Source organism: Chryseobacterium sp. POL2 (genome assembly GCF_011058315.1).
Classification (GTDB): Bacteria; Bacteroidota; Bacteroidia; order Flavobacteriales; family Weeksellaceae; genus Soonwooa.
This window is the reverse complement of the sequence record NZ_CP049298.1, coordinates 1,949,807-1,976,237: the sequence shown is the minus strand read 5'-3', so window position 1 is coordinate 1,976,237 and position 26,431 is coordinate 1,949,807. Positions and strand designations below refer to the sequence as shown.

Annotated in this window: 24 protein-coding genes; 11 read left to right on the top strand and 13 right to left on the bottom strand. The window is 35.6% G+C overall.

Annotated features, from left to right (window positions below; genetic code table 11):
• The first annotated feature begins 116 nt into the window (after positions 1-116).
• The 3 genes from G6R40_RS09185 (at position 117) to hutG (ending at position 3,890) form a co-directional block, all read left to right on the top strand.
• A complete protein-coding gene (locus tag G6R40_RS09185; protein WP_165134361.1) occupies positions 117-1,604 on the top strand; it encodes a catalase in 1,488 nt (495 codons plus the stop codon).
• Positions 1,605-1,746: 142 nt separating this feature from the next.
• Entirely contained in the window at positions 1,747-2,970 is a 1,224-nt protein-coding gene (hutI, locus tag G6R40_RS09180) for an imidazolonepropionase (protein ID WP_165134358.1), read from the top strand.
• A gap of 2 nt (positions 2,971-2,972) precedes the next feature.
• Positions 2,973-3,890, top strand: coding sequence for a formimidoylglutamase (gene hutG / locus G6R40_RS09175; RefSeq protein WP_165134355.1), 918 nt, complete (start codon positions 2,973-2,975; stop codon positions 3,888-3,890).
• A gap of 206 nt (positions 3,891-4,096) precedes the next feature.
• On the opposite strand, the gene G6R40_RS09170 is transcribed toward hutG, so the two are convergent.
• A complete protein-coding gene (locus tag G6R40_RS09170) occupies positions 4,097-4,660 on the bottom strand; it encodes a DUF2911 domain-containing protein (protein ID WP_165134352.1) in 564 nt (187 codons plus the stop codon).
• Complete coding sequence (locus G6R40_RS09165; protein ID WP_165134349.1) at positions 4,657-5,811, bottom strand: methionine aminotransferase; 1,155 nt, start codon at positions 5,809-5,811, stop codon at positions 4,657-4,659. Before G6R40_RS09165 ends, G6R40_RS09170 begins: the two co-directional genes overlap by 4 nt.
• Positions 5,812-5,878: 67 nt before the next feature.
• On the opposite strand from G6R40_RS09165, the gene miaA reads away from it, so the two are divergent.
• Positions 5,879-6,781, top strand: a complete 903-nt coding sequence (gene miaA / locus G6R40_RS09160) for a tRNA (adenosine(37)-N6)-dimethylallyltransferase MiaA (protein WP_185670508.1) — start codon at positions 5,879-5,881, stop codon at positions 6,779-6,781.
• 2 nt (positions 6,782-6,783) lie between these two features.
• Entirely contained in the window at positions 6,784-7,344 is a 561-nt protein-coding gene (locus tag G6R40_RS09155; protein WP_165134343.1) for a thioredoxin family protein, read from the top strand.
• 33 nt (positions 7,345-7,377) lie between these two features.
• Here the strand turns inward: G6R40_RS09155 and G6R40_RS09150 are convergent, their stop codons facing one another.
• Entirely contained in the window at positions 7,378-8,016 is a 639-nt protein-coding gene (locus G6R40_RS09150) for an MBL fold metallo-hydrolase (RefSeq protein ID WP_165134340.1), read from the bottom strand.
• A gap of 58 nt (positions 8,017-8,074) precedes the next feature.
• Between G6R40_RS09150 and G6R40_RS09145 the strand changes: the two genes are divergently transcribed.
• The gene (locus G6R40_RS09145; protein WP_165134337.1) at positions 8,075-9,286 is read left to right on the top strand and encodes a DUF5103 domain-containing protein; all 1,212 of its coding nucleotides are present in this window, start codon (positions 8,075-8,077) and stop codon (positions 9,284-9,286) included.
• A 186-nt stretch (positions 9,287-9,472) separates the two neighbouring features.
• Positions 9,473-9,769: a GNAT family N-acetyltransferase gene (locus G6R40_RS09140; protein ID WP_165134334.1), complete on the top strand. Its 297-nt coding sequence runs from the start codon at positions 9,473-9,475 to the stop codon at positions 9,767-9,769.
• 43 nt (positions 9,770-9,812) lie between these two features.
• Here the strand turns inward: G6R40_RS09140 and trpS are convergent, their stop codons facing one another.
• Both trpS and G6R40_RS09130 read right to left on the bottom strand, forming a co-directional pair.
• The gene (gene trpS / locus G6R40_RS09135) at positions 9,813-10,781 is read right to left on the bottom strand and encodes a tryptophan--tRNA ligase (protein ID WP_165134331.1); all 969 of its coding nucleotides are present in this window, start codon (positions 10,779-10,781) and stop codon (positions 9,813-9,815) included.
• Positions 10,782-10,846: 65 nt separating this feature from the next.
• Positions 10,847-11,989, bottom strand: a complete 1,143-nt coding sequence (locus G6R40_RS09130) for a tetratricopeptide repeat protein (RefSeq protein ID WP_165134328.1) — start codon at positions 11,987-11,989, stop codon at positions 10,847-10,849.
• Between the two features lie 200 nt (positions 11,990-12,189).
• Between G6R40_RS09130 and G6R40_RS09125 the strand changes: the two genes are divergently transcribed.
• Positions 12,190-13,455, top strand: coding sequence for a T9SS type A sorting domain-containing protein (locus tag G6R40_RS09125; protein WP_165134325.1), 1,266 nt, complete (start codon positions 12,190-12,192; stop codon positions 13,453-13,455).
• A 111-nt stretch (positions 13,456-13,566) separates the two neighbouring features.
• Here the strand turns inward: G6R40_RS09125 and G6R40_RS09120 are convergent, their stop codons facing one another.
• The 8 genes from G6R40_RS09120 to G6R40_RS09085 form a co-directional block, all read right to left on the bottom strand.
• Positions 13,567-14,208: a vancomycin high temperature exclusion protein gene (locus G6R40_RS09120; protein ID WP_165134322.1), complete on the bottom strand. Its 642-nt coding sequence runs from the start codon at positions 14,206-14,208 to the stop codon at positions 13,567-13,569.
• Positions 14,209-14,278: 70 nt separating this feature from the next.
• Complete coding sequence (locus tag G6R40_RS09115; RefSeq protein WP_165134319.1) at positions 14,279-14,923, bottom strand: lipoprotein signal peptidase; 645 nt, start codon at positions 14,921-14,923, stop codon at positions 14,279-14,281.
• Positions 14,923-15,114, bottom strand: a complete 192-nt coding sequence (locus G6R40_RS09110) for a DUF2683 family protein (RefSeq protein ID WP_165134316.1) — start codon at positions 15,112-15,114, stop codon at positions 14,923-14,925. Before G6R40_RS09110 ends, G6R40_RS09115 begins: the two co-directional genes overlap by 1 nt.
• A gap of 9 nt (positions 15,115-15,123) precedes the next feature.
• A complete protein-coding gene (locus tag G6R40_RS15185; RefSeq protein ID WP_228455830.1) occupies positions 15,124-15,366 on the bottom strand; it encodes a DUF6576 domain-containing protein in 243 nt (80 codons plus the stop codon).
• Positions 15,367-15,464: 98 nt separating this feature from the next.
• Complete coding sequence (locus G6R40_RS09100) at positions 15,465-15,851, bottom strand: TraR/DksA family transcriptional regulator (RefSeq protein WP_165134313.1); 387 nt, start codon at positions 15,849-15,851, stop codon at positions 15,465-15,467.
• A gap of 96 nt (positions 15,852-15,947) precedes the next feature.
• Positions 15,948-19,439 carry an isoleucine--tRNA ligase gene (gene ileS, locus G6R40_RS09095; RefSeq protein WP_165134310.1) on the bottom strand — a complete coding sequence of 1,164 codons (3,492 nt, stop codon included), beginning with the start codon at positions 19,437-19,439 and terminating at the stop codon, positions 15,948-15,950.
• Positions 19,440-19,753: 314 nt separating this feature from the next.
• Positions 19,754-21,028, bottom strand: coding sequence for a T9SS type A sorting domain-containing protein (locus G6R40_RS09090; RefSeq protein ID WP_165134307.1), 1,275 nt, complete (start codon positions 21,026-21,028; stop codon positions 19,754-19,756).
• A gap of 156 nt (positions 21,029-21,184) precedes the next feature.
• Positions 21,185-22,810: a tetratricopeptide repeat protein gene (locus G6R40_RS09085; protein WP_165134304.1), complete on the bottom strand. Its 1,626-nt coding sequence runs from the start codon at positions 22,808-22,810 to the stop codon at positions 21,185-21,187.
• A gap of 299 nt (positions 22,811-23,109) precedes the next feature.
• Here G6R40_RS09085 and G6R40_RS09080 point away from each other — a divergent pair, with 299 nt between their 5' ends.
• The 3 genes from G6R40_RS09080 to G6R40_RS09070 are packed head-to-tail and all read left to right on the top strand — an operon-like array spanning position 23,110 to position 26,417.
• Positions 23,110-24,120, top strand: a complete 1,011-nt coding sequence (locus tag G6R40_RS09080) for a hypothetical protein (protein ID WP_165134301.1) — start codon at positions 23,110-23,112, stop codon at positions 24,118-24,120.
• A gap of 3 nt (positions 24,121-24,123) precedes the next feature.
• Positions 24,124-25,260: an EpsG family protein gene (locus tag G6R40_RS09075; RefSeq protein WP_165134298.1), complete on the top strand. Its 1,137-nt coding sequence runs from the start codon at positions 24,124-24,126 to the stop codon at positions 25,258-25,260.
• Between the two features lie 5 nt (positions 25,261-25,265).
• Positions 25,266-26,417: a hypothetical protein gene (locus G6R40_RS09070; protein ID WP_165134295.1), complete on the top strand. Its 1,152-nt coding sequence runs from the start codon at positions 25,266-25,268 to the stop codon at positions 26,415-26,417.
• Positions 26,418-26,431: the final 14 nt, after the last annotated feature.

Below are 26,431 nucleotides of genomic sequence, written 5' to 3'. Positions count from 1 at the left end.
TTTTTCAAATGTATTAAGTGTCAAAATATAATAATCTTTTTAACGAATAATTATGTTTTTAAGCTAAAAATTATCAAGGATAATGCGTAACTTTATAGTTCAAAAATGTAGCTTTTATGAGTTCGGAAAAGTTAACCAATGCTGTAGGTTCACCTTATTATAATCACCAAGATTCTCAAACAGTTGGGCCGCGAGGGCCTGTTTTATTGCAAGATTTTATTCTTCAGGAGAACTTGGCTCATTTCGTGCGGGAACGTATTCCCGAACGTGTCGTGCATGCGAAAGGCACGGGGGCCTATGGGAAATTCACGGTCACAAATGATATTAGCCAATATACCCGTGCGAAATTGTTTTCAAAACTTGGAAATTCATGCCGTATGTTTGCTCGTTTTTCGACGGTTGGAGGCGAGAAAGGAAGTGCAGATACCGAAAGGGATCCACGCGGATTCGCATTGAAATTTTATACAGAAGACGGGAATTGGGATTTGGTAGGTAATAATACGCCTGTTTTTTTTATAAAAGATTCAAAAAAATTTCCAGATTTTATTCATACTCAAAAGCGTCAACCCAAAACCAATCTGAAAAGCGCAACCATGATGTGGGATTTTTGGAGTCTTAATCCAGAGTCATTGCATCAAGTTATGATTTTGATGTCAGATCGTGGCACGCCTTATGGTTATCGACACATGCACGGTTTTGGATCACACACGTTTTCAATGATAAATGCAAATAATGAAAGGGTTTGGGTTAAGTTTCATTTTAAAACCAAACAAGGCATTAAAAATTTTAACCAAGAAGATGCCAACAAAATGAAAGGAGAAAATCCTGATTTTGCGCAAGAAGATTTGGTAAAAGCTATTGAGAATGGAGATTTTCCGAAATGGACACTATACATCCAAGTGATGACAGATGATGAAGCCAAAGCGTTTCGTTGGAATCCTTTTGACGTAACTAAAATTTGGCCACATTCAGAATTTCCCCTTTTGGAAGTCGGTGAGATGGAACTTAATGAAATTCCTATCAATTACTTTGCACATGTAGAACAAGCAGCTTTTTCACCGAGCAATTTAGTTGACGGAATTAGTTTTTCGCCAGATAAAATGTTGCAAGGCAGATTATTTTCTTATCCTGATGCACATCGTTATAGACTAGGCACTAACTCGCATCTTTTGGAGGTTAACAGATGTCCTTTTGCCGCTAACAATTATCAACGAGATGGCCGTATGGCGGATTCTAGCCAATATCAGGACAAACCCAATTATTACCCAAATAGTTTTGATAATATAAAACCAGATCCAGCATACAGAAGTTTTGAATATGATTTGGATAACACGCGTATTTCAAATTTTGATCGAAACGAAAATGATGACGACCATTACACGCAGCCAGGACTTTTATATACAAAAGCGATGAACGATGATGATCGCTCTGCTTTGGTTAATAATATTGTTTCTTCGATGCGTGCTATTGATGGGCCAATGCGTGCCACAATCATCAACCGTCAACTTTGTCATTTTTTCAGAGCAAATATTGAGTTGGGAATGAAAATCGCACAAAGCCTTAATGTTAATATTGACGCCAATATGATGACCCACGCAAAGTAGGTTTAGTAAATTTTAAAAAATAAAAAATGCAGTTCTTCACAAATGGGAAAACTGCATTTTTTATTATGTCCAAAATACTTTTCGCTTTTTACAATTACAAGATGAAACATTATTCTTAATTTTATTGCACAAAATTTTTTACATGAAATTAATAGGACCATTTAAACAAATTGTCACTTTAAATAAAATGCCTCTTAGAGGAAAAATCCAGGATGAGGCTTTAGAAATTCTTGAAGATGCAGCCGTTGTTGTAAATCATGACAAGATTGTTGATCTTGGAAGTTTTGATGATTTAAGCATAAAGTATAAAGACATCGCTACCCAAAAAATTGAAGGCACACAAGTTTTGTTGCCAGCTTTTGTAGATGCACATACACATATCTGTTTTGGGGGGAACAGAGCCAACGACTTTGCTATGAGAAATGCAGGCAAGACTTATCTTGAAATAGCAGAAGCGGGAGGGGGCATTTGGAGTAGTGTACAACATACAAGAGATGCTTCGGAAAACGCGTTGTTGGAGTTGACATTGGAGCGGATTAATTACCTCTTAAGCCTTGGTATCACTACGATTGAGATTAAAAGTGGCTATGGGCTTAATGTTGATGAAGAATTAAAAATGCTTAGAATTATTAAAAAAGCTCAAGCTAAAACCAAAGCTACTTTAGTCCCTACTTGTCTAGCAGCACATCTTAAACCGAAAGATTTCGTTGGAGATAATAAGGCTTATCTTGATTATATTTTAAATGAAATTCTACCGAGAGTTAAAGAAGAAAATTTAGCCAAACGCGTAGATGTTTTTATTGAGAAATCAGCATTTCAACCAGAGGAATCTAAAGAGTTTTTAGAAAAAGCAAAAACAATGGGCTTTTTGTTAACAGTTCATGCTGATCAGTTTACGCCAGGAAGTTCTCGTGTCGCAGTAGAGGTTGGTGCGCAATCCGCAGATCATCTAGAAGCTACAGCAGATGAAGACATAGACTTCCTTGCAAAATCAAATACTGTTGCCATTGCACTTCCAGGGGCAAGCATTGGCTTGGGGGATCGTTTTGCGCCAGCAAGAAAACTACTAGATGCGGGAGCCATTTTTGCAATTGCCAGCGATTGGAATCCGGGATCTGCGCCAATGGGGAATTTGATAACACAAGCTTCAATTTTAGCAACTTTCCAGAAATTAACAAGTGCAGAAGTCTTGGCAGCTTTGACTTATCGTGCCGCTTACGCACTAGGTTTTGAAGATCGTGGCCAAATTGCCATTGGCAAAAGAGCTGACTTTGTAAGTTTCGAAACGGATAATTTCCAGAATGTTTTGTATTATCAAGGTCGATTGACAGCAAAACACACTTTTATAAATGCAGAAATAGTTTAAATATGAATTTTGATTGGCAAGGACGTTACGATGGCGATGAGGCTTTGTACCAGAGAATTTTTCAAAAAGTTAAAAGTGGGACACAATTTTCTGATATTAAAGAAGGGGATTTTGCTTTACAAGGTTTTGCTGTTGACGAAGGTGTAAAGCGTAACAAAGGTAGAGTTGGCGCTTCGAAAGCGCCCGATGTTATTAGAAAAAATATGGCAAATTTTCCTGTTGTACAAGCCGATTTTAACTTGTTGGATTTTGGGAATTTAGAATGTCTAGATGGGAATTTAGAATTGGCACAAGATAATTTTGCGGAAAATGTTTCTGATATTTTAAAATCTGGTGGAAAGTCAATTGGATTGGGCGGTGGACACGAAATTACTTTTGCGCATTATTCTGGCATGAGAAAGGCTTTTCCTGATGCCAAAATTGGTATTATAAATTTTGATGCTCATTTTGATAATAGAGAACCTGAAAATGGATTAGCAACTTCCGGGACTGGATTTTGGCAAATTGCTCAAGAAGGAGTGCTTAATAGTTTGCATATTGGGATACAAAGGAATAGCAATACGTTAAAACTTTTTGATACCGCACACCAACTCGGAATGAATTATATCTTGGCAGAAGAATTGTTTTTTGAAAACCTTCCAAGACTTTATATCGAGGTTAATCGGTTTTTAGAAAGTATAGATGTCTTGTATGTTACGATTTGTATGGATGTTTTTAATGTGGCGATTGCGCCAGGCGTGAGCGCTGCGGCTTATAACGGTATTTTTGCTGATCCTGCTTTTATGAGTTTGTATCGTCATATTTTGGCGAGTCAAAAATTGAAAGCTTTGGATGTTGCAGAGGTGAATCCTGAATTTGATATTCAGGAGCGTACCGCGAGATTGGCTGCTTGTCTTGTTAATGAAGTGTTTATGGTATAATGGACTGTTGTGGTGCGTGAGGTGGACGAAGGATTTGTCTGAAAGACAAAGTCCACAATATAAGGCGAAGCCGCAGGCTTCGCCTTATATTGTGGACCGAAACGAAGTGTAGTCCGTAGAAGACCGACCCAGCGCCCCGACTGCTAGACTATTTCTTAGAAATCCAAAAATATTTTTCAGGCGGGGTGTTGGGACACGCCCATATTTTAAAAACTAACAGGAAGGCTTACTTGTGCTGTATCCCAAGCGGCCACCATATTCGCGCCATTATCGGTTTTTACAAAGCTAATCGAAAAGTTCTCGATAGGAGCTGCCAATTTTGTAGCAGGAACTTTCATGCGAACAACGTCGTTAGCGGAATTGTAACTATAAGCGCCCCAGACGTCGGTTGTTTTGTTGATGATTATGGTCCATTCGGTTTCTCCAGGAATTGCAAAAATACTATATGTCCCAACAGAAACTTCTTTTCCGTCAATGTTGATTGGTTTGTAAACTTTGAGTTCTGTATTTTCGTTGGCGCCAAAACGCCAAACTTCGTTGTATTTGATAAGGTTTCCGAAGATGGAGCGTCCTTTACTTTGTGGTCTAGAATAGATAACCTTCATCACTGGATTTACATTTTTCCCAGTTGCTGCATCCAGAGGATAATACACAATATCTAAAGGGCTAACATCTACTTTTGCAAATTTTAATTCTTTTGGATCTTGTTTGGTTTGGGCAATTCCTAATAGTCCAACGCATAAAAAGCTAATACCAATTAATTTTTTCATATTTTAAGTTTAAGTAAATTTTCGATTGCTTGGTCTAAAGTTTCTTGTTTTTTGGCAAAACAAAAACGGATGACCTTTTCGTCTATAAAATTATGATAAAAGGCCGAGAAAGGAATACCCGCAACATTATAATTTTGTGTTAAATTATAACAAAATTCCTTATCGCCTAGATCTGATATTGCAGAAAAATCTACCGACTGGAAGTAGGTGGATTCACAGTTTAATAATTTGAATCCAGTTTCTGAAATTGCTTTTCTAAAATAATCGCGTTTGGATTGATACATTGTCGCGATTTCGGTATAATCTGTTGTTTGTTTCATATATTTTGCAACAGCGTATTGTGCTGGAGCATTGGCACAAAAAACATTGAATTGGTGAGCTTTGTTGTATTCGGTCATTAGGTTTTTGGGAGCCAAAATATATCCGAGTTTCCAACCTGTAATATGAAGCAATTTCCCAAAAGAAGCGATAACGAAACTTCGTTCTTTAAGTTCGGGATATCGTACAAAACTTAAATGTTGTTGATTATCAAAAGTGATATTTTCGTAAACTTCATCACTTAACAAAATAATATTGGTGTCTTTTATCAATTTGATAAGTTCTTGGATGTCAGTTTCTCTTAGGATCTGCCCCGAAGGATTATTTGGATTGTTAAAAATCATCAATTTGGTTTTGCTCGAAATCAAATTCTTGAGTTGCTGCCAATCTATTTTATAATCAGGTTTATGAAGACTCAATCGTTTAACAATTCCACCGAAAAGCTCAATTGCTGGTTCGTAACAATCGTATGCGGGCTCTATAATAATCACTTCGTCGCCGGGGCTTATTAAAGTAGCGATTGTTGTAAAAATAGCTTGGGTAGCGCCAGAAGTTACAGTTATTTCGGTGTCAATATCATATTCCGAATCATGCGCGTCGATTATTTTTTTGGCAATAGCTTCTCTTAGATCTATAAAACCAGCCATGGGAAGATATTGGTTAAAACCTTTTGCTGAAGCTTCTTCGAGATATTGTGTGAGTTTTGGATCGATTGGGAAATCTGGGAATCCTTGTGAAAGGTTAACCGCATTTTCTTTGGCTGCCAAGGCGCTCATTTCTGTGAAAATGCTCACCCCAACTTTTGGCAATTTGGATTTGATTTTTGGAGTCATAAATATTTTGAAAGTTGAATAAAATTAATAATAATTATTCGATTTTGTATTTTAGCAAAAAAATAAAATTGTGAAGCGGCTTATCTCTGTTGTAGGACCTACGGGAATCGGAAAAACAAAATTGGCAATCGAAATTGCAAAGTTTCTGAAAACCGAAATCATTTCTTGTGACTCTCGACAGTTTTACAAAGAAATGAAAATAGGAACTGCCGTGCCTTCTGATGAAGAATTAGCTGCCGTGCCGCATCATTTTATCGGGAACTTAAGCATTGACGATTACTATTCAATTGGGCAATTTGAGAAAGAAGCGCTTGTAAAATTGGACGAATTGTTTGTGGATCATGATTATGTTGTCATGGTGGGAGGAAGCGGAATGTACGAAAAAGCAGTGGTCGAAGGTATGAACGACTTGCCCGAAGCAGATGAAGAACACCAAAAACTCTTACAATATATTTTTGAACATGAAGGTATTGAGCCGCTTCAACATCTTTTAAAAAATTTAGATCCAGAATATTATTCGAATGTCGATCTCGAAAATCCAAGACGTCTTTTCAGGTCTTTGGATATCATTTTTCAAACTGGAAAATCTTATACCGAAAATCTGGTTTCTCCCAAAGACAAACGGAATTTTGAAACTTTCCGAATAGGCATAGATGCGCCGAGAGAAGTTATCTATGACCGTATCAACCAGCGTGTCGATATTATGATGGCACAAGGTCTCTTGCAAGAAGCAACTGGTCTGCTTGCTCATCGTGATAAAGTGGCTTTGCAAACCGTAGGTTACACCGAGTTGTTTCGATATATGGACGGCGAATGGACTTTGGATTTTGCAATTGAGGAAATCAAGAAAAATTCGCGACGCTATGCCAAACGTCAAGTAACTTGGAACAAAAAACTACAACAGCTTAATTGGGTTAACTACGAAAATTCTGTCGAAGAAAGCTTATCTTTGCTACAACAAATTTTATAATTATGTCTAATACACCTTCTAATATGTTGGCTTTAGGAACTCTTGCTCCAGATTTTGCACTTCCTAATCCGTCTAAAGAAAATAAAATAGAAACGCTAAATACTCTTAAAGGCGAAAAAGCGACTTTGGTAATGTTTATCTGTAACCATTGCCCATTTGTATTAAATGTTATTGAAAAAATTGCAGAACTGTATGACGATTACAAAACTCAAGGTATCGAATTCGTTGCGATAAGCGCCAACGATGCCGTAGCTTATCCTGCTGATAGTCCAGAGCTAATGGCGGATTTTGCTGACGAACACGGTGTTAATTTTTCATACCTTTATGACGAATCGCAAGAGATTGCTAAAGCTTATCAAGCAGCATGCACGCCAGATTTCTTCTTATTTGATAAAGATCTGAAACTCGTATATCGCGGACAAATGGACGACTCTCGACCAGGAAATCATAAAGAAGTTACGGGTGAAGATTTGATTATAGCTTTTGAAAACCTTTTAGCAGATCAACCTCAAGAAGATATGCAAATGCCTAGTATGGGTTGCAATATCAAATGGAAAGCTTAAAAATATAAACGCTCTCAAAACTGAGAGCGTTTTTTATTTCAAAAATGGATTGTAGTCTTTTTCAAAACCGATACTTGTAGGATTGCCATGTCCGCTATAGACTTGCGTTGCAGGATCCATTATCAGAAGCTTTGTTTTGATGCTATCGATAAGTTGCTCGTAATTGGCTTTGTACAAATCTGTTCTTCCGATACTTCCATAAAATAAAACATCTCCAGAAATCACAAATTTTTCCTTTTCATTATAAAAAGCAATACTTCCCGGCGAATGCCCAGGAACAAACAAAATTTTAAATTCTTCCTCGCCTAATTTTAGAATGTCGCCTTCATTCAAAAATTCTAAATTTCCAACAAATGGCGTGAACTGAAATCCAAATTGCATGGCGCTAAGTGGTGCACGGTCAAGTAGTTCTTTATCATTTTTATGTAACAACACAGGAACATTGTATTTGTCAAATGCCCATTGCAATCCCAAAACATGATCGATATGTGCATGTGTTAGAAGTATATTCTTAATTTTTAATTGTTGTTCTGTGATAAAACTTTCTATTTGTTGCGTTTCATGAACTTGGAAGTTGCCAGGGTCGATGATGAATGCTTCTTTGTCGTCATTATAAATAACATAAGTATTCTCCGAAAACGGATTGAAAGCAAAATTCTTGATGTGTAACATATTTAATTCTTAGTCCTACAAAAATACCAAATCGATTCTAATTTCTTATATTCGTGAAATGAAGAAATTAAGTTTTGTTTTCCTTTTGATAATCATCAATTTTCAAGCCCAAAAGATTGCTGGCATACAATTGTTTAATCCTCAGACCAACGATGAGACTCCCATAATAGGTTTTAATCAACAACTTATTTTAAGATTTGATGATTTAACGAATAGCAGCCAGGTTTATCGCTATACCATCAAACATTATGACCGCAATTGGCAAGACGACGGCTTATTTTTTACAGAATATGCCAATGGAAGTCTCAATGGATTAATCGACAATTTCCAATATTCTTTTAACACAGTTCAGGCTTATACCCATTATACTTTGACTTTTCCAAATGAAAAAATAAGTCCTAAAATTTCTGGGAATTTTGAATTGATAGTTTACAAAGACTCGGCTGAGAAACCATTATTTACCAAAAGATTTATGATGTATGAAGAAGGTGCGAATGTCGGTTTGCAACTCTCAAGATTTCAAGATGCTAAAAAACCAGATTTGCGTCAACGCATCGAGGTTCAGGCGGTTGGTAGCGGAACCAGTGTGACCAATAATATTACGTCGATCACACTTTCTCTCATGCAAAATAACAATTGGAACAGCCTTATGTCGAACCAAAGACCAACGTCAACTTTGGGAAACAAAATGCTCTTTCAACAACTCAGTTTAGCCTTTCCGGGAAATAGTGAATTTTATTATTTCGATAACAAAGTCCTCAACCAGGCTTATGATATGGTCGCCAATGTCAGCACCGAGAATGGACAAAATCAAACTTATCTTTTCCCAGTATGGGCCTATCCAGACACTTATCAACCCTATCCCGATGTCAATGGCGCGTATTATTTCCGAAGAAACGACTTAGGAATTGAAAGAGATGCCAACAAAGAAGGCGATTATTCTTGGGTACATTTCGCTTTAGAAAGTCTGAAAATGGACAAAGACATCTATGTTTTAGGAATGTTTAACGATTACAAAGCCGATGATAAAAGCATCATGAAATATGACGACGCCAACAAAATGTATATTGCGGATATCTTTCTAAAACAAGGTTTTTACAACTACATGTTGGCTACAAAAAATCCCGATGGAAGCTTAAACTATGGAGAAATTAATGGTAATTTTTGGCAAACCGAAAACCTCTATCAAGCCATGATTTATTACAGACCATTTGGCAGAAACTATGATGGATTATTGGGTTACGGCGAATATCGTACCCCTGTAAGGTAATATTTTGGGCGATTCCCGAGCCAGGCTTTTTGCCAAAGCGTTCGGGACCGGGCTATCCGCTTCTATCTTTTACAATGGGCTTCGGCTCCGCTCAGCCGCATTGCAAAAGGATATCCGCTACTATCCCTATCGCTAACCAAAGAATATTTGGAACAAATTTTGACAACCAAACAAAAATATTTAGATATGACTTATACATACCAAAATCAACAATCCGGAAACGGCGGTTTTTTCACCATGCAAAATGATACCGAAGAAGTTGGACGACTCACTTACACCATTATGCCAGAAGAAAGTCGGTTTGTCATTTCTTTTGTTAATATTTACCCGAAATTCGAAGGTCAAGGTTTAGGAAAACTCATGGTAAAAGAAGCCATCGATTTTGCAAGGCAAAACAATTGGAAGGTCTATCCACATTGCTCTTATGCCAGAACTGTGATGACAAAAATGGACGATGTACAAGATCTCCTTTTGAAATCTTAATTTTTATAACAACAGAAGCGACTCAAACGAGTCGCTTCTGTTGTTAAAAGCCGAGGCTTTGTCTCACTTTTGCTAATGTCGCTTGCGCAATAGGTTTTGTTTTGGCTGCACCTTCTTGGAGCTTGGCTTCCAATTCGTCGAGATGCGTCATATAATAATCGAAAAGTTCTCTTTCTTTTTCAAAACGATTTAAGATAAGATTTAGCAATTCTGTTTTTGCATGACCATAACCAAAATTTCCCGCCAAATATTTGGCTCTTAATTCTTCAGTTTGTTCTGGTGTAGCAATCAATTGATATATTGCAAATACTTTGTCGGTTTCTGGATCTTTTGGTTCTTCCAAAGATTTAGAATCAGTTTCGATAGACATTATTTGTTTTTTTAGTTCTTTTTGAGGTGCAAAAACATTGATGATGTTTCCAATAGATTTTGACATTTTTCGACCATCGGTACCGGGAACATACATGGTGTCTTTTTGTAGTTCTGCTGATGGTAAAGTCAAGACATCACCCATTTGACGGTTGAATTTTTCTGCGACATCTCTTGTAATTTCTAAATGCTGAAGCTGATCTTTCCCAACAGGAACAATCTCTGCATCGTACAATAAAATATCAGCCGCCATCAAAATCGGATAATTGAAAAGTCCTACGTTAACATCTGCAAGCCTATCCGATTTATCTTTGAAAGAATGGGCCAATTGTAGTCTTTGGAAAGGAAAGAAACAATCAAGATACCAAGTTAATTCACAAGTTTCAGGAATGTCGCTTTGTCTGTAGAAAAAAGTTTTCTCTGTGTCCAAGCCACAAGCCAGCCAGGCCGCTGCAATCTCGTAAGTGTTTTGTCGTAAGGTTTCCGCATCTTTTATCAATGTTAACGTGTGGAGATTAGCAATAAATAAAAAAGATTCGTTTTCTTCTTTTTTTGACAATTCGATTGCGGGAATAATCGCTCCTAAAAGATTTCCCAAATGTGGAGTTCCTGTAGCTTGTATACCTGTTAAAATTCTTGACATTATTTTGATTTGTTACAAAATTACGAAAGAATCAGCATTACACAAGACTTTTAGAATGATGCTTTTTAGATTTTTGTTTCGCGGTCAGTATTTAAAAATTCAGAAATTTTTTCTTGCTGATACTTATTGATTTGTCGCGTTTTTTTTATCAGGTTAATTAAAAACAACAACAGAATAAGACTTGTAGCAACTAAGATAATTTGATAAATACCAAAACGCTTTGAAGTTTCTTCCTTTTTTTTCGAAATTTCATCACTGTGAAGATTGATGTAGCGGTTGAGCGACTTCAACTCAGACGCTTCTTTTGTTTGTCGAACTTCTTGGTATTTTTGATTGTAAGTTTGGTAATCTTGCCAATCATTTAATACTAAATAATTATCGGACATTAGCTTGTAGATGCCTTCTTTGAGTGTTAAATCGCCAACAGGAATCGCCAAATCTTCAGCTTTTTTTAGGAGTTCTAAAGATTTGTCGTATTGGTGAATGAGATAGAATTTTTCAGCCATACCTTTGTAAGCGAAAGATTCTAAGCTTTTACTTTGCGCTTTTTTGGCGTAGTCTGTTGACTCGTTAAAATAAATTTCTGCTGGACCAAATTGTTTGAGATCTAAATAACAATTCCCAATATTGTAAGCGATGACGCTCATGTTGGCCAGAAGGCTTTTGTCGGCAGGTATAGTTTTGTAATATTTTAAAGCAGATTTGAATTTTTCTAAAGCCATCTCTGGATTGGACTGGGCACGATAAACCATGCCTCGCACAATATTGATAAATTCCCAATAATAATTTCGATGGTATCGACCAGCCGGAATTTGGTTGCATAATTCCTGAGAACGATCCAGCGTTTCCAAAGCTTTGTCATACAATTCCATTTGCTGATATTGTACCGCAATATGATTGAGAATTCTAACTTTTGTAGCTATTTTTATATCCGAATTGTTGATGAGGTTGCTGGTCTGGTTAATATAATATAACGAGCTATCGATGTCGCGTTTAGCAATATAGGCATTGGACAGCAACATATAATAATGGGCTGTTTTTTCGCTGCTTTTTGTTTTTTTTGTTAGACCTTTTGTAATTTTTATCGTTTCTTCGGGACTGTCATACATTACCGCATGAGCGCGTTTCAACAAAGAATCATCGCTAATACTCTGCGATAAAAGCATTAGTGGAAAAATAAGTAAGATGTAAAGCAGCTTGGTCATCATCTACAAAATTTTACGTTTTTTCATCTATTGAAGATTTTACTAAAAATAAATCTTGTTGGTTTTAAAATGTTATAATTTGTAATTATTTGACAATGAGTTTTTTGTAAAATAAAATTTTCTTTTTTCTCGAATATCCAAAATCATATATGCTTTGTTTCTACAATTTTTACACTATGTTTAGTGAGCAATTAATTATTATTATGAAGAAAATTTACACAGCAGCACTTGTAATTTGTAGTTTAGGATTAGCAAAATCTCAAGTTTATGAAACGGTAGATATGGGATTTATGACAGACGTATCTAACAATGGCGTAGCTGTTGGAAATATAATGTACGGCAGTCATATTATGTGGAGAGAGGCTGGAGGTACAGTTGTAATTGGCGAGCCAGCAAGTGGAGCGCAAATAGGTGGGACGACAAATGTAACAATCGATGGAAAATTCATCTCTGGTACCGTGACCAACACTAACACAATGGTAGAAGAAATGGCGCTCTGTAACGTTGAAACAGGACAATGGAAATACCTAGGCGCACTAGTTCCCGGACAAGAGGTGTCAGCGTGGGGAATGACTAGCGATGGCTCTACTGTTGTAGGACTTGGATTTGTTAGCGACATGGAAGCTCACGCTGTTAAATGGACACAAGAAGGTGGCCTTGTTGATTTGGGAAGTACTTTTCCAGAAACGAGTTCTAGAGCTAACGGAATTAATGATGATGGGACAATTATCGTAGGATGTCAAGATGACGATTTTGATCGTTTTGGTGCTTATTGGAAAAATGGCGTGCAACATTTATTGAAAAATAACGATGGCGAAAATGTTGGAGAAATCTTCGCTGTAACGCCAGATGGTAAAACCATGATTGGTGCCAACTATGACTGGCCCTATATCTGGAAAGAGACAGACGGTTATCTAGAATTACCACACGAAGACCCAATGTATATTGGTGGCTCTATTGCTGTTACAGACGATGGAAAAAAAGTGCTAGGTTTCTATAGACCTTGGGGACAAAGCGCATTTTCTGGAAACGGATTTATCTGGACTAAAGAAAATGGAGTTGTTGATCTTAATGATTATGTACAAAGTCTAGGAGTCGATGCCGAAGGAATGACATTTTCATTACCATTAGGTATGTCGCCAAACGGAAAATATATCGTAGGAATTGGGACTAAAAATGATGAAAATTTAGGTTTCGTAATCAAATTACCAGACTCAGCATTAGCCACAAATAATGTTAAAGTTTCAAAATCTGCAATCTATCCAAACCCTGTTGTTGACGTATTGAATATTACCAATGCAGACAAATTGGAAAATCTTGAAGTTTACAATTTTGCAGGTCAAAAAGTTCTAGCAACAAAAACAATTAAAGATAATAAGCTGAACGTTTCTCAATTAGCGAAAGGTGCATACATTCTTAAAGTAACAAAGAATGGTGTAACAGAAAGCATCAAATTTGTAAAAGAGTAATTTCTATATTAAGTTAGGTTAATGAAAGAGAAAACCGTCATTGCGACGGTTTTCTTTTTTTATAAACAGAATGTAATTTTAAAGTAAAAAAAGATTTTTTTTTAAATAGAATTAAAAAATCGAAATCTTTTCGCCACCAAATTTCGGCTCTATACCAAACCATAAATCCAAATAAACTTTGGCTCTTGCAAACTTCTCTCGTAGATTGGTTTTGAAGCCAGCAGCTCTATTGACATCTTTTGCATTATAGCCAAAAGCGTCGATGCCGTTTTGTTGCGCTAAAAATACAGCACGCTCGTTATGGAAACGCTGCGAAATGATAATGTAAGAAGACTGACCGAAAATCTCCTTTGCGCGTACCACCGAATCTAATGTGCGGAATCCTGCAAAATCCTCAAAAATGTGATGTTCAGGAATTCCTTTTTCAATAAGTGCAAGCTTCATATCTTCGGGTTCATTGTAATTTTTTCGAGAGTTGTCGCCACTTACAATAAGATATTTGATTTTTCCAGCGTGGTATAATTCTGCCGCAGCATCCATCCTATAAGTAAAGTACAAGTTGGGTGTTCCATTGGCTAATGTTTTTCCAGTGCCCAAAACCAAACCTACTTTTTCATTAGGAATTTTTGAGAGATCGGATGTTACAAAATCCTTGGTATCCTTTTCTATTTTAAAATTGCTACCCCAAACAAAAAAGGCTGACACTACTGCGAGTATCAGTCCAATTATCAATATTTTTTTGAATATTTTCATTTCTAAAATTCGCGAGTTTTTTATTGAATTTTAAAAATAATATTTATTTCTGGCTTGTCAAGGTTTTAATCTAAAAATCTAAACCATTAGGGAATGCTTTTTTTCTGAAAATATACAAGAATAAAGCGCCTACCGTAATTGCAGAATCCGCAACATTAAAAATATACTTGAAAAACTCAATATGTTTTCCTCCAAAAATAGGAACCCAATCTGGCCAAGTTGTATCAACCAAAGGGAAATGTAGCATGTCAACCACGCAACCACGCATAAACTGCGAATAACCTTGTCCCAAAGGTGTCAACTGGGAAATACCATCATAATCGATCCAACGTCCAATGCTTTCTTCATACATGGTTCCAGAATCGAAAATCATTCCGTAGAACATGCCATCGATAACATTTCCAAGCGCGCCAGCAAAGATCATCGCCATCGGGATGATGAGGTAATTGGAAGCACCTTCTTTTAACCATTTTTTGAAAAGCACCACCATACCGATGGCGAGAGCAACTCTCAGAATAATCAAAATATATTTGCCCCAAAGTCCGCCAAAATGTAGTCCGTACGCCATGCCTGGATTTTCAACAAATGTTAATCGGAACCAGCTAAGACCGAAAACTTCAACGCTTTCACCAAGATGAAAATGGGTTTTAATATAGATTTTTGACGCTTGATCAATTAATAAAATTAAAAACGTTATTAAAGCAATCTTCTTCATTATAAGCCTTTAGGTTTTGACGGTCGATTAATTTTTTCCGACGTTTTATCATTGATTTTTGTAATCGTTTTTTTGTTGTGAAAATGGTTTCTGGTATGAAATTTTTCGAACTCGATATTCATATCTTTTAGCACACTTTTCAGTGCGGCCAATTCTGTTGTATTTTTTGTATGTACAATAATAGATTCCATAATTTTAATTTAATTTTTGGACAATTCTTCTAATCTTTTTCGGTCTTTAGAACTCAAATCATCGATGCCGTTTTTTCCCATTTTGCTGAGAAGTTGGTCGATTTCTTTTTCGCGTTCTCGTTTTCTCTCGTTGAACCTATCGTCAATACTGATATATTTTTCTTCCTGAGACGAAACCGTCGATGTTATTTTCTTTCTAAAAACAAAGGCAAAAATAACGATAATAATGAGAATGATGCTAACTATTGTCATAACTTATATTCAAAAAAAGGTTTACAAATTTTTGTAAACCTTTTGATTGGTTATTGAAAATTGTAGGCTGTACAATTTACATAATATAGATTTTAATTTTATCGTTGCATATTTTTAGCTTCAATGCTTAATGTGGCGTGTGGTACAGCTTTCAGCCTTTCTTTTGAGATTAACTTTCCTGTAACACGACAGATGCCGTAGGTTTTGTTTTGTATTCTGATCAATGCATTTTTTAGATCACGAATAAATTTTTCTTGACGCCCAGCCAACAAAGCATTTTGCTCTTTGCTCAAGGTTTCAGCACCTTCTTCAAAAGCCTTAAAGGTTGGTGAAGTGTCGTCTGTACCATTGTTTTGGTCATTGATAAAACTCTCTTTTATAAGTAATAAGTCTTTTTCGGCTTTATTGATTTTTTCTTGGATTAATTCTCTAAATTCCTGCAACTCGGCATCACTATAACGCAACTTTTCTTCTGCTGTATTCATAACTATGTTTATTGTTTGATTTGATATATAAATTTAAAGATAAGAAAAAAAAATCGATATGATGATGAAAAAAAATCAACAAATTTTAATTTTTATTTAAGCTTTCTTAACTTTTACTTTAAATGTCACTTCTTCTATTTCGATTTCATCAAAACTATCAAGGCTTTCTACAATCGCAATTTCTTCTGCCAAAACTTCTGCCGTGATATAATTTTTATTTTTATTGATGTCCTCTGCGAAAGGATTGTTGTTTTCTAAACCAATTGAGATTTTATCCGTTAATTCGAAATCTTTTTCTTTTCTAAGATTCTGAATTCTATTGATGAATTCTCTGGCAACTCCTTCGGATTTTAATTCTTCCGTTAGCGTCAAATCTAATGCCACAGTTGTTTTTCCGTCGCTTGCCACTGTCCAACCCGGAATGTCTTTGGTGGAAATTTCAACATCTTCAATTCCGATTTCATAACCTGCAATCGTCATTTTTCCGTCTTTTTCCAACTGGGTAATTTGCTCTGAACTTAATTGAGAAATTGCTCCAGCGACAGTTTTCATGTCTTTTCCAAGCTTAGAACCTAAAGCTTTGAAATTCGGCTTGATTTGTTTCACAATGAGATGTGAAGCTTCTTCAGCGTTAATCAATTGAAGTTCTTTTACGTTTACTTCTTGCTTAATGAGTTCCGAAACCGCTAAAATTTGCTCCTCGGTTTTCTTATCCAAAACAGGAATCATCACTTTTTGAAGCGGTTGACGAACTTTTACGTTTTCCTTTTTTCTCAATGAGAAAACCATCGACGTAATATTTTGAGCCAAATGCGTTTTTTCCACCAAATCGGTATCGATTAAGCTTTCATCTGCAACTGGGAAGTCTGTTAAGTGAATTGAATTTGCATTGTTTTTTCCGGTAATAGCGTTCAAATCCTGATACAACTGATCCATGAAGAATGGCGCAATTGGAGCGGAAAGTTTCGCCACTGTTTCCAAACAAGTGTATAAAGTTTGGTAAGCCGAAATTTTATCTTCGCTGTAATCGCCTTTCCAAAATCTTCGGCGACAAAGTCGAACGTACCAGTTTGACAAATTATCGTTCACAAAAGTATTGATGGCTCTTGCCACTTTCGTTGGTTCATAATCTTCGTAGAATGCTTTTACATCTTTAATGAGAAGATTCAATTCAGATAAAATCCATCTGTCGATTTCTGGTCTGTTTTTAACTTCCGCTTCTGAATAGTTGAAACCGTCAACATTCGCGTACAAAGCGAAGAAAGAATAGGTGTTGTAAAGCGTTCCGAAGAATTTTCTACGAACTTCATCAATTCCTTCAATATCAAATTTCAAGTTTTCCCAAGGATTCGCATTTGAAATCATATACCAACGCGTAGCGTCTGGACCGTACACAGAAAGCGTTTCGAAAGGATCGACCGCATTTCCGAGACGTTTAGACATTTTTTGGCCATTTTTGTCCAAAACCAAACCGTTAGAAACCACATTTTTGTACGCCACAGAATCGAAAACCGTCGTCGCAATCGCATGAAGCGTATAGAACCACCCACGAGTTTGGTCAACGCCTTCCGCAATGAAATCCGCAGGATATGCTTTTTTATCGTCGATTAATTCTTTGTTTTCAAACGGATAATGCAGCTGTGCGTAAGGCATAGAGCCCGAATCGAACCAAACGTCGATCAAGTCGCTTTCACGCTTCATTGGTTTTCCAGAATCGGAAACCAAGACAATTTTATCCACCACATTTTTATGAAGATCGATTAAGTCATAATTTTCTTCGGACATATTCCCGATTTCAAATCCTTTGAACGGATTTTCGTGCATTTGTCCTGCAGCAATAGATTTTTCGATTTCGTTGTATAATTCTTCAACAGAACCAATAACTTTTTCTTCAACCTGTCCTGAGCTTGTGGAAGGGTCGGTACGCCAAATTGGCAACGGAATTCCCCAATATCTTGAACGGGAAAGATTCCAATCGTTTACGTTTTCTAACCAATTCGCAAAACGCCCTTCTCCAGTAGATTTTGGTTTCCAATTGATGGTTTCGTTCAGCTCTACCAAACGGTTTTTCACTTGAGACATTTTCACAAACCAAGAATCCAAAGGATAATATAAAACCGGTTTGTCGGTTCTCCAGCAATGCGGATAGGAGTGAACGTATTTTTCCACCTTGAAAGCTCTGTTTTCTTCTTTCAGCTGAATCGCCAAATGAACATCCCAAGATTTTTCTGGTGCTTTTCCTTCGTCGTAATATTCGTTTTTAATATATTTTCCAGCGAAAACTTCAGGAACATTTGCTCCATGAATGAATTTTCCTTGCAAATCCACCAAAGGAACTAAATTGTCGTGCTCGTCTTTCACCAACATTGGCGGAACGCCAGCATCTTTAGCTACTTTCGCATCATCTGCACCAAAAGTTGGCGCCGTGTGTACAATTCCTGTTCCGTCTTCCGTCGTTACGAAATCTCCAGGAATTACACGGAAAGCTTCTTCAGGATTTTCAGCAGGTAAAAACCAAGGAACAAGCTGTTCATAAGTTGTTCCCACCAAATCTGAACCTTTAAATTCTGCTAAAATTTGATAAGGAATGGTTTTGGATTCTGAAGTGTAATTCGCAAAATCTTCATCGGTTCCTTCCACAAATTTTTTCCCGAATTGTTTTGTTACCAAAGCTTTCGCCAAGATAATATTAATCGGTTCAAAAGTATATTGATTGAAAGTTTTTACTAAAACATAATCGATTTTTGGACCAACCGTTAACGCCGTGTTGGAAGGTAAAGTCCAAGGCGTTGTCGTCCAAGCTAAAATGTAGATAGGTGCTTGTTTTTCATTATCGAATTCAGCCCAATGTAAAGCGCCTCCGCAAGTGTTTTCGGCAATATCGCAACTTTCAATTTTTGAAATGCCAGCAATTTTAGAAGCGGTTTTTTCAGAAAGATTTTTTACTTTAAACTGAGCAACAATCGTCGTATCCGAAACATCACGATAAGTTCCGGGTTGGTTCAATTCGTGAGAAGATAAACCTGTTCCCGCTTTTGGCGAATACGGCTGAATGGTGTAACCTTTGTACAAAAGTTCTTTGTTGTGCAATTGTTTCAATAACCACCAAACTGTTTCCATGTATTTTGGTTTGTAGGTGATGTACGGATCTTCAAGATCTACCCAATAACCAATTTTTTCGGTAAGGTCATTCCACACATCGGTGTAGCGCATTACCGCTTCGCGACAGGCTTTGTTGTAATCTTCAATCGTAATTTTTCTGCCGATATCTTCTTTGGTGATGTCTAGTTCTTTTTCAACGCCCAATTCTACGGGAAGTCCGTGTGTGTCCCAACCTGCTTTACGGAAAACTTGTTTCCCGTTTTGAGTTTGAAAACGACAAAAAATATCCTTAATTGCTCTCGCCATAACGTGGTGAATTCCTGGTAATCCATTTGCAGAAGGCGGTCCTTCATAAAATACAAATTCTGGATGCCCTTGGCGGATTTCCACAGATTTTTTGAATGTATCGTTATCTTTCCAATTGGCAGCGATATTTTCTGCAACTTGGGTGAGATTGAGGTTTTTATATTCTTTAAATTGACTCATTTTCTTAGTCTCAAGTTCTTTTATACTAAATGATTAAGTTTGCGAATTTAGTGAAAATATAGGAGAAAATTGTGAGATGTATGCTGAGAATTGTTGCACCTAAATATAAAAATGTGCTGAGAAATTAAAATATTTAAAAATCTATAAGCTGGGAATAGAAATTTTAAAAGGAGAGAGACTAGCTCTGGTTTTGTTTTTATAGGAAAAATTAAAGTAAATGATATTGAGATTTAGAAAAAAACGATGTTAGTATTTCTGAAAACAAAAGACGACTTAGTTGCCTAGTCGCCTTTAAAATTCTTCTGTAAATGATTTTATTTTTTTTGTATTTTGAAAGTTTTGATACTTCCGCTTTCCAGTTTAATGTTTACTAAATAATTTCCTGATGTTAAAGAAGAAATGTTGATTTGATTGTTTTTCACATCTTTAATGGTCATCAGTTTTTGTCCTGTATAACTAAGGATATTGACTTCTTTAATTGATTTTGTAGAAGAAATATTCAGGATGTGTTTTACAGGATTTGGATAAAATGTGATTTTGTCAGCATTGGCGTCGTCGACAGCCATCAAGCTACAATCCGCATCAAAAGACCAAATGCTTTCTAAGCCTGGATCTTCTTGCCAAGTTGTGGTAATCCATGTTGCTCTATCGTCCAGACTTTGAAAAGTTGGAGAGGTAAGCCATCCGTTGATTCGGTGGAAATTTAGGATTCCAATGTTATTGTTGGACTTGGACCAAACTTGTATAGTTACCCAATATCTGGTGTTTTCTTGTTGGTTTACAGGAAGTTCTAGTCCATTGTTAGGGATTGTGACATTAGCCCAATAAGTTGGGAATCCCATAATTTCTTCTGTGTTTTGTATAACTTCTACATCGGGATTGTCGTAGGCTATTATCACATCACCTGGAGAATTATTGTTGTCTTTTCGGATTTCGATTTTATATTTTAGAAAATCTTCTGTTCCGGCTAAAGGCACCAAAAGAAATTTTAAAGAGTTTAATTTGAAAGCCTCAGAATCTTTCGGGACAAAAAAGTCATCAGCTGTTAAGTATCCAGCTTCTCCGCTTACCGAGCACGCGACCCAGAACGGGCCATTGTAAGATTGGTCGCAACCGTATGTGGGTTCTGGAGGAACAGCGCCGCAGAGGATATATTTTTTCACGCTTTCGTCAGAATCTCCACATTGATTATCTGGGTGCACATAAAATCTTACAACTTCATCTTTTGTTGAGGTCCAAGTTATTCTGTCTGTTCCTGAAGCATAGACTTCGGTTCCTTCTTCGTTGGAAATTGTTATGAAAGCCTTTTTTACACTGTTGTATTCGGAATATGTAATGAAAGTGTAGGCTACTCCTGCGCTAACATTGACGTTGGAGTACGTGTTGTAGCGCGAGGCTGTGAAGATTTGTTCTTCTCTTCCTCGACATTCTGGGGTGAAAGTTTCTTCGGGGAAAGGGCCATAATAAAAATTGAGACAACCTTCTGGATTTGTTTTTTGAAAGGTGATTTTGCTTTCAAAGTTTTGGGCTTTTTGAGAGAAGCTCAATTGTGAGAGAAAGAGCAAGCCTAAAAGAGCGATTTTTTTCATGTTTAAAATTTTAATGATTGTTCGGCAAATTTTAGGATTATGAAAAATTCGGGCAAACTTTATGGTGCGTTATATATGCTCAACTCGAGATTTGTGAGTACTCATTATATACTCATTTGGTTTTACTTTGTTGTAAATCAGGGTTTTGTATGGTGTTTATAATTCTAACAAATATTTGTTGAGATCGGTTTTGCTATTGGTTAATCCTATTTTTTTTCTCAATCTGGTTCGGATATTTTCTATTGATCGAATAGAAGATTTGGTAATATTTGCAATTTCTTTGGTAGAAAGGTTAAGTTTTATGAGTGCGCAAATTCTTTTGTCTAGTGCGCTGAGATTAGGATGTAATGCGTCTAGTTTTTTATAAAAAGATTCATATACATTAGAAAATCTAAGTTCAAATTCTTCCCAATTATTATAGGCGTCGTTTTGTGTCATTGTTTTAATGACATGGTTTAAAGTGTTTTTTACGTCGGTTTTTACAGCGTCGGATTGTATTTTTTTGAGGTCGTTCATCAGAAATTGATAAAGTTCTTTTTGCTCTGTTTCTTTAATGGTTTTTATGGTCAGTTCTTTATTTCGGATTTCGAGTTCTTGTTTCAGTTGTGTTTCTTTATATTCTTTCAGTTGGTTGTCTAGTTTTGCTTTTAGCAATTTGTTTTTGTATTTAATAATAATGATGAAAAAGATGAGCAATAATATTACAAGACTGCAAATGGCAATGATGAGTGATGAGCGTTTTTTGTTGTTGGCGATTTCTAGTTCTTGGTTTTTTATTTTATTGTTGTAATCAATCTTTATTTTTTCAACATTCACAGCTTTCGATTCTATGTTGAGGTTTTTCCTGGCATTGTCATATTTTACAAAATATTCCGAGGCGGTTTTGTAATTCTTTTTAAGAAGATAAGCTTTGTAAAGTGTTTCTAAAAGATCTCTTTGTGAAAAAGTATTCTGGGTGTTGTCTAGTTTTTCGGCGTGGCGCGCATAGAGAATAGCTTGGTCGGCATTTTTCATTTGGATATAGACATCGGCAATGTTTTGGCTTATCCAGCTTTGTGTTTCTTTATCTGTTGTATCGTTGGTTTTTGATTTTGCTTTTGTAAGAAAATCAAGTGCTTTTTCATTTTGGGAGAGCTTGGTATATGTTCTGCCAATGTTGGTTAAGAGTTCTTGTTCTAAACTTTTGTCCTGGCTTTTTTCTAAATACACCAAAGCTTCTTCGAAGTAGGATAAAGCTTTTTTGGGAAAGTCATAATTAAGATGCAGATTTCCAATATTGGTTTTCGTCTGTGCCATCATTGGGTAGTTTTTCTGTTTCTTATAATGTTCCCAAAGTTTATTGAAATAATACAATGCCAAATCTTTGTCGTTGAGTCTTGCGTACAAAATAGCAAGTTGGTTTTCTAGCTTATAGCGCCGCTCGTGTGTGGTATTTTTATAATATTCGTATTGTTTGAGAAGAGATTCTCCAAAGAGATCGAGCGCGTCAACATCAAAATAAATTTTCCCTGATTTTTTATAAAAGTTGATCCAGGCCTCGTCGGTATCAATTTTTTGGGTGTTGTCTTTGGACAGGTTGATGTAATATTTGGCTCTTTCAAAATTTTTAAATTTGAGTTGGTCAGCAATTTTAAGGCTCAGTTCAACATTTTTTTGGGGATCTTTACTTTGGAGTAGGCTGTCGGTAAGAACAGCCACTTTGTCTTGAGAAAATAATGATGCAGAAATGAAAAGCATGCCGATATAAATGCTTTTCTTTACTAAAAATATAAATTTTGACATGTACAAAGTGGTGATTTGATGTTGATAGTCTATAATTATTAAATTATTAACAATAATATTGAATATTGCTGAATGTTGAAAGCTTTTGAAATAAAAAATCTAATTTTTAGCACGTTGGTAGATTTTATCATTAAATTATTCTCAATCCTAAAATTTTACTTTGTTTAATAGGTATTTTTATATTAGGAGTGTTGGCAGTTTATTTTTGTATATTTTTCCTAAGACTAAAAAAACTTTTACATTTGCATTAATGTCAAAATATATAATTATTTTGCAAAAGTTAAAAACACAAAATCCCCATGCCTGATCTACTGAAAGGAAGCCTGAATTATTTTTTGATAGTGATTGTCTTTCCTTTTCTTTTGCTTTTCATGACCTATTATGGCTTTGAGTCATCTTACGTCAAAATAAAATATCTGGAAGAACCGCCCGATTTTATTTTTTCGTCGGTCTATGCTTATCGCATTATTCCCAACTATGTCAGTGTTGAGATGAACAACGGCCTCCATTATATTATTGAAAATTATCTATTGATGCTAAAACCTATTTTGCTGAAAAGCGGGACGGTGTATTATCATAGTATTTTCCTTACTAATGCGATATTCTTTGGTGTTTCATTTGTTCTTTTTGAACGGGTTATTAATCTACTGAGTAAGAATTTAGGTTTTTCCAATCAGAAGAATTTGTTGTTGTTTTTGGTTGGTGTATTGTTGGTTTGCATGACGCAATATGTTCCTACAAATGGCGATTCTATCGCGTTGATGTTTTTTTTGATGGGTATTTTTTTTAGTTTAAAACATCAGGAATCAAGAAAGTTAAATTATGTTTTTTTAACGGCTTTTGTTATTTTTATTTCAACCTTTGTTCGGGAAACAGCCTGTCTTAATATTGCGTTTTTCGGTGCTTTATTTATCGATTTTAAAAGTTTAAAATCTTTAAAAACAAAGGATTTTACCAATCTTATCATTTTAGTTTTGGCCTTTATCATTCCTTATATTTTGTTAAGAACAGTTATTATACAACAAGAAACAACTTTCTTTGAAGGTGTGTATCTGAGACAGAATTTCACAAGTCCATTTAATTTGCTGGGATTATTGTTCGGTATAATTGGGATAGGGATTCTTAGGAAATTAGTTGTGGATAAAAGTCGGAAAGATATTTTTAATCGGTTTTTGATTTTATCTTTGCCTTATTTTTTAATGATTGTGTTGGTAGGTTTGTTTTGGGAAACAAGACTATTTTTGCCGATTTTCGTAGCTGCCATTTGCTTAGCATCTAGTTCTAAAACCGATCTAAAACTATCCGTATAAGATATGAGTATTCTGCATCCGTATTTTATCGTAGCGCTGATTATCATGATAATTTTTAGTTTTCATGAAGTCTATGCTGGAAAAGTTAATCGAAAATATCTGTATTATTTTGGTGCTTATCTTATTGTATTAGCAGGTTTTAGAAATAATGTAGGTGCCGATTATGGAAGTTATATGGGGATTTACTATTGGTCTGCTTCAAAAGACTATTGGAGTATTTTTCTTAAAGCTTTGACCTTGGATCCGCCCACGCCTGTTGAGTTGGAATGGGGTTATGTTTTGATTAACAAAATAATAGTAGGATTTAAGGCACCATTTTATATGTTGACCTTTGTCGTTGCGATATTGGCTATTACCTTCAAAAATAAATTTGTGGAGGAAAATACCGTTTATCCTTTCACGTTGTTACTATTACTATTTATTCCAGGATATTTTATTGGAGAAAGTGGTCAAATGCGACAAAATTTAGGTTCTTTCATCGCTTATTTTGCGATTCGATATATCAAAGAACGTAGAGTTTGGATGTACTTGCTATTCATTCATATTGCTGGAGGCATACACAATGTTTGTTATATTCTATTGCCAATGTATTGGGTGGCAAGAATTCCGCTCAACAAAATGTGGATGATATTATTAATTATCGCATCCATTATTGCTTCGCCTTTTGAAGTGTACAGAATTTTTGGAAGTTGGCTAGATTCTATGACAACGGATATTTCCATGGTTGTAGGTTTTAATGGTTATATGAATGAAGAGATTGTCCGCCAAAGAGGAGGTTTTGGAATTCCAGAAGCCATGATGCTTATTATTACCTTCTTTTTGTTTGTTTTTGACACGCCGATGAAAAAGAAATATCCTTATTACGAATACCATCGGAATTATGCTGTAATCGGAATTTGTTTCTATTTTATATTCAGAAATAATCCGATTTTCTCGTCTAGATTAGCAGGTGTATTTGTGGGATTTGCTTACATTCTTATCCCAAATGCGATGTATGTTGTTAATGAGGGGACTAAAAGATTAATCCATTTGTTTATTTTATTTCTGGTGGTGTTCAACTTTTTCGTTTTCTCGACTTTTAATAATATTATTAAAGGGCGATTTACAATTGATACCTATAAAAACTGGATCCTTCCTTAAAGTTAATGAAACTGGAAAAAGCTTTAGAAAAAATAAATCTCAAAGCGTTAGCCTATATTATTACGCTAGCGACGGCACTTTATACTTTGGTTTTTACGTGGTTTCATAATGCTAAATTCGATGGTTATATTCTCGGAGATTGGTTGATTAACTATCAAGATGGCGGTTTCAAAAGACGTGGATTATCCGGAAGTTTCTTTTTTTTGATCCAAGATATTACAGGGTTAAAACTAAACTTTATCGTTTTTGGATTTCAGTTTGTTATCATTTTCTTATTCTTTTTTAATTATTTTAAAATTATAAAACATAAGAAAATCGACTTGCCATATATATCGCTGATGTTATCATCGGTCGGCTTTGTTGGGCTCTTTAACACTGTTGATTATGCCGGAAAAAAAGAATTTATTGTCTTTCTTTTGTTTTCTTTTCTGGTTTATTTCTTAATTAACAATAGATTAACACGACCTAAAGAGTGGCTGATAACATTGGGATTATTTGTGACCATGTTTTTGCATGAAGTTACCTTGTTCTTTGTTCCTTATTTTGTAATGGCCTTGTATCTAAAGGAAGGTAAATTTGAATATAGACGCTATTTTAAATTTTTTGTTGCAGTTTTTGTTCCCGCAATTCTGATTGTCGTGTTTGGCGGAAATATCAACGAAGGACAGTCTTTGGTGATTCTCAAAGAGCGTGACGTTGTTATGACGCGTGGTATTTTCTTTTGGGATATCAACGAAAGAGACTATATCAAAAATGCTTTTGATGATTATCGATGGTATTTTTTAAGTTTTGCTATTAGTGTTTTCCATATTTTATTTTATTTAAAAGTCGAAAACTTTAAGAAGATTTTATCCTATTTACTACTCGGTACCTTTTTGTTTTCGTTGCCACTATTTGTTTTAGCAATCGACTGGGGTAGATGGATGTACATCCACATGATGTTTTTAATTATCCTTTTTCCAATGTTTCAAAAGACCACAAAATCTATTTGGGAATATACTCCGATTCAGTTGAACAAAACCCATATAATAAGTGTGCTAATAATTCTTATATCATTAATATATAGAGTAGAAATGTCCGGAAAAGGCTTCACCTGCGAAGGCTTGTTTTACAGATTGTTTTTTGTTCCTCTTGAGCTGATTCATAAAATGATTTGATGCAATAAATTTCA

Coding starts and splice junctions, on each gene's coding strand:
- G6R40_RS09130 (WP_165134328.1), bottom strand. CDS start 11,989: ATGATGACCAAGCTGCTTTACATCTTACTTATTTTTCCACTAATGCTT.
- G6R40_RS09150 (WP_165134340.1), bottom strand. CDS start 8,016: ATGTTACACATCAAGAATTTTGCTTTCAATCCGTTTTCGGAGAATACT.
- G6R40_RS09080 (WP_165134301.1), top strand. CDS start 23,110: ATGCCTGATCTACTGAAAGGAAGCCTGAATTATTTTTTGATAGTGATT.
- G6R40_RS09115 (WP_165134319.1), bottom strand. CDS start 14,923: ATGAAGAAGATTGCTTTAATAACGTTTTTAATTTTATTAATTGATCAA.
- G6R40_RS09155 (WP_165134343.1), top strand. CDS start 6,784: ATGTCTAATACACCTTCTAATATGTTGGCTTTAGGAACTCTTGCTCCA.
- G6R40_RS09075 (WP_165134298.1), top strand. CDS start 24,124: ATGAGTATTCTGCATCCGTATTTTATCGTAGCGCTGATTATCATGATA.
- trpS (WP_165134331.1), bottom strand. CDS start 10,781: ATGTCAAGAATTTTAACAGGTATACAAGCTACAGGAACTCCACATTTG.
- G6R40_RS09185 (WP_165134361.1), top strand. CDS start 117: ATGAGTTCGGAAAAGTTAACCAATGCTGTAGGTTCACCTTATTATAAT.
- G6R40_RS09085 (WP_165134304.1), bottom strand. CDS start 22,810: ATGTCAAAATTTATATTTTTAGTAAAGAAAAGCATTTATATCGGCATG.
- G6R40_RS09170 (WP_165134352.1), bottom strand. CDS start 4,660: ATGAAAAAATTAATTGGTATTAGCTTTTTATGCGTTGGACTATTAGGA.
- G6R40_RS09145 (WP_165134337.1), top strand. CDS start 8,075: ATGAAGAAATTAAGTTTTGTTTTCCTTTTGATAATCATCAATTTTCAA.
- G6R40_RS09090 (WP_165134307.1), bottom strand. CDS start 21,028: ATGAAAAAAATCGCTCTTTTAGGCTTGCTCTTTCTCTCACAATTGAGC.
- G6R40_RS09070 (WP_165134295.1), top strand. CDS start 25,266: ATGAAACTGGAAAAAGCTTTAGAAAAAATAAATCTCAAAGCGTTAGCC.
- G6R40_RS09100 (WP_165134313.1), bottom strand. CDS start 15,851: ATGAATACAGCAGAAGAAAAGTTGCGTTATAGTGATGCCGAGTTGCAG.
- G6R40_RS09140 (WP_165134334.1), top strand. CDS start 9,473: ATGACTTATACATACCAAAATCAACAATCCGGAAACGGCGGTTTTTTC.
- G6R40_RS15185 (WP_228455830.1), bottom strand. CDS start 15,366: ATGACAATAGTTAGCATCATTCTCATTATTATCGTTATTTTTGCCTTT.
- G6R40_RS09165 (WP_165134349.1), bottom strand. CDS start 5,811: ATGACTCCAAAAATCAAATCCAAATTGCCAAAAGTTGGGGTGAGCATT.
- G6R40_RS09110 (WP_165134316.1), bottom strand. CDS start 15,114: ATGGAATCTATTATTGTACATACAAAAAATACAACAGAATTGGCCGCA.
- hutI (WP_165134358.1), top strand. CDS start 1,747: ATGAAATTAATAGGACCATTTAAACAAATTGTCACTTTAAATAAAATG.
- G6R40_RS09120 (WP_165134322.1), bottom strand. CDS start 14,208: ATGAAAATATTCAAAAAAATATTGATAATTGGACTGATACTCGCAGTA.
- G6R40_RS09125 (WP_165134325.1), top strand. CDS start 12,190: ATGAAGAAAATTTACACAGCAGCACTTGTAATTTGTAGTTTAGGATTA.
- ileS (WP_165134310.1), bottom strand. CDS start 19,439: ATGAGTCAATTTAAAGAATATAAAAACCTCAATCTCACCCAAGTTGCA.
- hutG (WP_165134355.1), top strand. CDS start 2,973: ATGAATTTTGATTGGCAAGGACGTTACGATGGCGATGAGGCTTTGTAC.